The following is a 4,472-nucleotide window of genomic DNA, read 5'->3' as shown; positions in this document are numbered from 1 at the left end:
GGCGCGCCGATCATCAGCGGCACGAACCAGTTGCCGAAGCCGCCGATCATGGCCGGCATCACCATGAAGAAGATCATGATGAGGCCGTGCGCCGTCACGAGCATGTTGAAGAGATTGTGGTCGCCCTGCAGGATGCCGTCGCCCGGATACTGCAGTTCCATACGCATCAGCACCGAGAAGGCGCCGCCGACGATCCCCGCGATGATCGCGAAGATAAGGTACATCGTGCCGATGTCCTTGTGGTTCGTCGAATAGACGTACCGCTTCCACCCTGTGGGGTGATCGGCGTGATCGGCGTGTGCACCCGCAGCTTGCCCTGCCATCTCTCTAACCCTTCGTTCTTACGATGTTTGCTTCACCGGATAGCGGAGCGCTCAGTGCGCTTCCGCCGCCGCGGCCTGTGCCAGTTTAACCTTGCCGTCCGAGCCGGCGCTTGCCTGCTGCTGTTCGGACCAGGCCTGGAATTCTTCCATGGTCACGACCTTCACGTTGATCGGCATGAAGGCGTGGCGCGTGCCGCAAAGCTCCGAGCACTGGCCGTAATACATGCCGGTCTTCTCGGCGCGGAACCAGGTCTCGTTGAGTCGGCCCGGCACGGCGTCGATCTTCACGCCGAACTGCGGCACCGCGAAAGCGTGGATCACGTCGGCGGCGGTGACGATCACGCGCACCGTCGTGTCGACCGGCACCACCAGCGCCTCGTCGGCGGTGAAGAGGCGCGGCTGGCCCGGCTCGAGATCGGCGTCCTCGACCATGTTCGAGATCAGCGAGATGTCGCCATGGTCCGGATATTCGTAACCCCAGTACCACTGATAGCCGATGGCCTTCACCGTCATTTCGGCTTCGGGGATCACGATTTCCTTATAGAGAAGGCGGAAGGAGGGAATGGCGATCGCAACCAGGATCATCACCGGCAGCACCGTCCAGGCGACCTCGAGCAGCGTGTTGTGCGTGGTCTTGGAGGGGGTCGGGTTGGCGCGGCTGTTGAAGCGCACCATCACGATGATGAGGAGAAGCAGGACGAAGGCGACGATCGCCGTGATTGCGATGACGAGCCAGTTATGCAGCGCCGTCAGGTCGTGCATCACAGGCGTTACCGCCTCCTGCAGGCCGATGCCGCCATCCACCGGCGTCGCATGCGCGGCCGAGACGAAACCGCCGCCAATAAGCCCGATCGCAAGAGCCGCCACGAAAAGGCCAAATCCGTTCGAAAACCGCATGCTTATCCCCAGCTATTCAATTCGTTTCCGGGCTTTGCCCGGATGCCCGTGACCAAAGTGGAAGATGGCCGCCAGAAACCATAAAGCGCTTCCCGCCGCAAGCTCCGGCACTCGTTCTCTTATTCGTTTTGCCGGTAGCGGCATCCCCCTGATGCGGTCCGCCGGAGAGGCCTCGCACATTTGAGCGGGCGCCGCGCTCCGCCCGGCAGACGACTCGCAACGGGCAGTATAGCCACGGTGCGGCGACAAACCACAGTGGCGGGAGGGTTTTGCGACGTTTTGCCACAATAAGCGGGAGAATCCAGCCCGGCCAAAATCGTGAAATTCCGGTTCGGACCTTTCGTCCGGCCCGAAATACCCTAGAGTAATGTCCTAGAGTAATGGTTGGATATTTGTTGCGGAGGATTCGCCTGCATGCGTGACGAAGCGCTCATTCACTTCCATTTCGGCCGCCGCATCTCGGCCGGCCTGCTGCTGCCGCAGAATGGCGGCGCCGCGCCCGAGCTTCTGTCGGAAGCCGCGCCCTGGCTTTCCCCGCGCGATCCCGGCCGCTGCGTCGTCGGCTTCTGCGCTGCCCATCCCGGTCTCGTAGGCGATGTCGTGGGGCCGCCGCCGGATGGCTGGCAGAGCTGGGGCTTTGCCCAATGGGACAACTGGTTCGGCCGCATCAACGGCGTCTTCCTCGTCGATCTCCAGTCGCTCAAGGTCACGCAATATCCGCTATACAGTTGCGCGCCGCAGGTCGTGCCCTGCGACCTTTCGGGCCTCCCGCGCCGGCTCGTGCCGGTCGAGGAATGGCTCGCGCAGTAAGTCACGCTCACGGACAGGCTTCATGACCTCCACCCCCGACGATATCTTCTTTACCCGCACCGGGCTCGACCGCGAGCGCGTTTCCGCCCTTGTCGGCGACACGCTCAACGATGCCGATGACGGCGAGCTCTTCATGGAGTTCCGCCAGTCGGAGGCGCTGGGCTTCGATGACGGGCGCCTCAAGACCGCGAGCTTCGACACCAATCAGGGCTTCGGCCTGCGCTGCGTCGCGGGCGAATCGACCGGCTATGCCCATGCCTCGGAGCTTTCCGAAGCCGCACTGAAGCGCGCGAGCGAGGCCGTCACGGCGGTGAAGACCGGACACACGGGCGTCGCGGCGCAAGGCCCCGCCCGCACCAACACGCATCTTTATACGGACGAGAACCCGCTCGGCGCGCAGAGCTTCGAGGAGAAGGTAAAGCTTCTCGCCGAGATCGACGCCTATGCGCGCGCAAAAGATTCTCGCGTCCAGCAGGTTTCCGCCTCGCTCGCGGGCGAGTGGCAGGCGGTCGAGATCATCCGCGCCGACGGTTCGTCGCTCCGCGACATCCGCCCCCTTGTCCGCCTCAACGTCGCCATCGTCGCGGGCGACGGCGACCGGCAGGAAACGGGTTCCTACGGCGTCGGCGGCCGCATGGGCTACGAAACCTTCATCGATCCGCTGAAATGGCAGGCGCAGGTCGACGAGGCGCTGCGCCAGGCGCTCGTCAATCTCGAAGCCGTGCCCGCGCCCGCCGGCGAGATGGATGTGGTGCTGGGCCCCGGCTGGCCCGGCATCCTGCTCCACGAAGCGATCGGCCACGGGCTCGAAGGCGATTTCAACCGCAAGAAGACCTCCGCCTTCGCCGGCCTTCTCGGCCAGCGCGTCGCCGCCCCCGGCATCACCGTGGTCGATGACGGCACGCTTGCCGACCGCCGCGGCTCGCTCACCATCGACGACGAGGGCACGCCGACCTCGCGCACCGTGCTCATCGAGGACGGCATCCTGAAAGGCTATATGCAGGACCGCCTCAACGCCCGCCTGATGGGCATGGCCGCGACCGGCAACGGGCGGCGCGAATCCTACGCGCATCAGCCCATGCCGCGCATGACCAACACCTACATGCTGTCGGGTCATCACGAGCCGGACGAAATTCTCTCCTCCGTGAAAAAGGGCCTCTACGCCGTCTCCTTCGGCGGCGGGCAGGTCGACATCACGTCGGGCAAGTTCGTCTTCACCTGCACCGAGGCCTACATGATCGAGGACGGCCGCGTCACCCGCCCGGTGAAGGGCGCAACGCTGATCGGCAACGGCCCGGACGTTCTCACCCGCGTCACCATGATCGGCAACGACATGAAGCTCGATCCCGGCATCGGCACCTGCGGCAAGGGCGGACAGGGCGTCCCCGTCGGCGTCGGCCAGCCGACGCTGCTGGTGAAGGGCTTGACCGTCGGCGGCACGGCGAAGGCGGCGTAAGACGCTCAAATCCCGCTGATGAACCTCCGGATTCCCTCGTCGCTCCGCAGACGGACGATGCGCGCATGGCGCCCGTAGCGGCGCAGCGCGTTCATCGTCTTCTCCTCATGCGCCGCCTTGAAGGTCCAGACATAGCGGAAGAATTCCATGTCGAGCCGTTCCGGGCATCCCGGCGCCACGTCGCTGCGCACCCGCCCGAGCTGCGTCACCGCGCGGCGGAACACGCGCCGCATGCAGACATGGCGCGGCAGGTCGAGCCAGAGGATCGTGTCCGCGCGCGGCATGCGCAAATCCCATGTCGCGCTGTAATTGCCGTCGATTACCCACTTCTCCGCCGCGACGAGCCCTTCCACCAGCGGGCGGAATTTCTCAGCCCCGAGCTCGACCCAGCCGGGCTGCCACCAGAGCCGGTCGAGATGCGTCACCGGCAGGTTGAAGCGCCGCCCGAGCGCACGCGCAAGCGTCGACTTGCCCGACCCCGGACTGCCGATGAGAAGAATGCGCTGCACGCCTACCCCTTCGAGCTGTGGCAGACGGCCTGCAGCTTGTTGCCTTCCGGGTCGCGCACGTAAGCGCCGTAATAGTTCGGGTGGTAGTGCGGCCGAAGCCCCGGCGCGCCTTCGTCGCTGCCGCCCATGGCGAGCGCCTTCGCATGAAAGGCGTCGACCGAGGCGCGGTCCGGCGCGAGGAAGGCGACATGCCCGCCATTGCCGGGCACATGGGCCTCGCCGTTGAAGGGTTTCAGCACGAAGACCTTCGGCCCCGTCGCCGTGCCGTAGGAGGCAAGCCCCGGCGCCTTGAAGAAAACGGGAATGCCGAGCGCCGCGAGCACCGCGTCGTAGAAGGCAGCCGCCTTGTCCGGATTGCTCGACCCGATGGTGACGTGACTGAACATGAAACGCTCCTCCCTTTCCGTGCCGCCCACCCTCCCCCTGCGGATTTCTCTGCAAAAGAGGGTGGCGGCTGGTGTTGATTGATGATTCCCT

Annotated in this window: 6 protein-coding genes; 2 read left to right on the top strand and 4 right to left on the bottom strand. The window is 65.2% G+C overall.

What is annotated here, in order from left to right; genetic code table 11:
• Nucleotides 1-323: cbb3-type cytochrome c oxidase subunit I (locus ACKUUH_RS17120; protein WP_407951101.1), on the bottom strand; the 323-nt coding region annotated here is incomplete at its 3' end.
• 51 nt (nucleotides 324-374) lie between these two features.
• Entirely contained in the window at nucleotides 375-1,220 is an 846-nt protein-coding gene (coxB, locus tag ACKUUH_RS17115) for a cytochrome c oxidase subunit II (RefSeq protein WP_407951100.1), read from the bottom strand.
• Nucleotides 1,221-1,634: 414 nt separating this feature from the next.
• Here coxB and ACKUUH_RS17110 point away from each other — a divergent pair, with 414 nt between their 5' ends.
• Both ACKUUH_RS17110 and tldD read left to right on the top strand, forming a co-directional pair.
• A complete protein-coding gene (locus ACKUUH_RS17110) occupies nucleotides 1,635-2,030 on the top strand; it encodes a hypothetical protein (protein WP_407951099.1) in 396 nt (131 codons plus the stop codon).
• Nucleotides 2,031-2,052: 22 nt separating this feature from the next.
• Complete coding sequence (tldD, locus tag ACKUUH_RS17105) at nucleotides 2,053-3,486, top strand: metalloprotease TldD (RefSeq protein ID WP_407951098.1); 1,434 nt, start codon at nucleotides 2,053-2,055, stop codon at nucleotides 3,484-3,486.
• A gap of 5 nt (nucleotides 3,487-3,491) precedes the next feature.
• Here tldD and ACKUUH_RS17100 read toward each other — a convergent pair whose 3' ends face one another.
• Together ACKUUH_RS17100 and ACKUUH_RS17095 are read right to left on the bottom strand one after the other, a co-directional pair.
• Nucleotides 3,492-3,995 (bottom strand): AAA family ATPase, encoded by a 504-nt coding sequence (locus ACKUUH_RS17100; RefSeq protein ID WP_407951097.1) that lies wholly within the window; start codon nucleotides 3,993-3,995, stop codon nucleotides 3,492-3,494.
• A 2-nt stretch (nucleotides 3,996-3,997) separates the two neighbouring features.
• Nucleotides 3,998-4,381 (bottom strand): VOC family protein, encoded by a 384-nt coding sequence (locus ACKUUH_RS17095; RefSeq protein ID WP_407951096.1) that lies wholly within the window; start codon nucleotides 4,379-4,381, stop codon nucleotides 3,998-4,000.
• Nucleotides 4,382-4,472 lie beyond the last annotated feature (91 nt).

Origin of the sequence: Parvibaculum sp. (genome assembly GCF_045863935.1) — a bacterium.
Taxonomy (GTDB): Bacteria; Pseudomonadota; Alphaproteobacteria; order Parvibaculales; family Parvibaculaceae; genus Parvibaculum.
Note: the sequence above shows the minus strand (reverse complement) of the source record. Positions and strands in the feature narration are given on the sequence as shown.